Below are 1,030 nucleotides of genomic sequence, written 5' to 3'. Positions count from 1 at the left end.
GTAACGGTCCTGTTAGGCGTTTGTTTCGCTGGTGTTAGGCCACCTGCGGCGCCCGACGCGGAGGGGCGTTCGACCCACGGATCCGGGGCGGACGACTGCGCCACCGACCCGCGTGCAGGGGCGGATCCGGGCAGTGACGGGCCGGCGACGGCGGGGCGAAACACGCCGGACCCATCCGAGGCGACTTCCGGAAACGGCGCTCTCACAATCCGGCGCGGTCAGTGGGGACGACGCCTGGCGGAATGGCGGAGCGGCCCGGACGCGCAGCCCCGCTGACCGGGACATTCGGGTGCCGCAGGGCCGGGGCAGCTGGCGTAACCCAGCCGATACGGACGCGGTACGGCGGCGAAACGAACGAGCGGTGGACTGCACCAAGCACCCACCACCCGCCCACCGACAGGAGCACCCCGATGATCACCACCGTCGTCGCCGGCAACCCCAAGCCGGCCTCACGGACACTCGACGCCGCGACGGTCGTGCTCGAGCGGCTCACCGGCCGGGCCCCGGACCACGTCGTCGACGTCATCGACCTCGGTGCCGGACTGCTCGGCTGGGGCGACCCCGCCGTCTCGGACGCCGTCCGCACCGTCGCCGGCTCCGACCTCGTCGTCGTCGCGTCGCCGACGTTCAAGGCGACGTACACCGGCGTGCTCAAGCTGTTCCTCGACCAGTTCGGCACCGGCGACGGACTCGCCGGCGTCGTCGCGGTGCCGCTCATGCTCGGTGCCGGTCCGGCGCACGCCCTCGCTCCGGAGGTCTTCCTCAAACCGGTGCTGGTCGAACTCGGCGCGACCGTCGTCGCCCCAGCCCTGTACCTGAACGACAAGCACTACTCGGACCCCGCATCGACCGACGTGTGGCTCGCCCGCTGGCAGGACGTCGTCCTCGCCGCCGCCGCTCACCAGGAAGGAACCGCGTCATGATCAGCCCCTACTCCACCGAGGCCCCAGACCGCTCCGCGCTCAAGCAGGCGTTCTCCGGGTTCCCGTGCGGTGTCGCCGCGCTCTCCGCCGTCGTCGACGGCGGAGAG

Annotated in this window: 2 protein-coding genes; one reads left to right on the top strand and one right to left on the bottom strand. The window is 71.8% G+C overall.

Going from position 1 to position 1,030, the window contains the following annotated elements; translation table 11 throughout:
- Window positions 1–202: 202 nt before the first annotated feature.
- The gene (locus tag BACI9J_RS22290) at window positions 203–421 is read right to left on the bottom strand and encodes a hypothetical protein (protein WP_159736607.1); all 219 of its coding nucleotides are present in this window, start codon (window positions 419–421) and stop codon (window positions 203–205) included.
- Between BACI9J_RS22290 and BACI9J_RS22285 the strand changes: the two genes are divergently transcribed.
- Window positions 411–923, top strand: a complete 513-nt coding sequence (locus BACI9J_RS22285; RefSeq protein WP_017886838.1) for an NADPH-dependent FMN reductase — start codon at window positions 411–413, stop codon at window positions 921–923. The two genes, BACI9J_RS22290 and BACI9J_RS22285, sit on opposite strands and share 11 nt — an antisense overlap.
- Window positions 924–1,030 lie beyond the last annotated feature (107 nt).

This window comes from Arthrobacter sp. 9V (assembly GCF_902506065.1).
Taxonomy (GTDB): Bacteria; Actinomycetota; Actinomycetes; order Actinomycetales; family Micrococcaceae; genus Arthrobacter.
The sequence above is the reverse complement of the archived record's forward strand: the minus strand, read 5'-3'. Positions and strand labels throughout refer to the sequence as shown.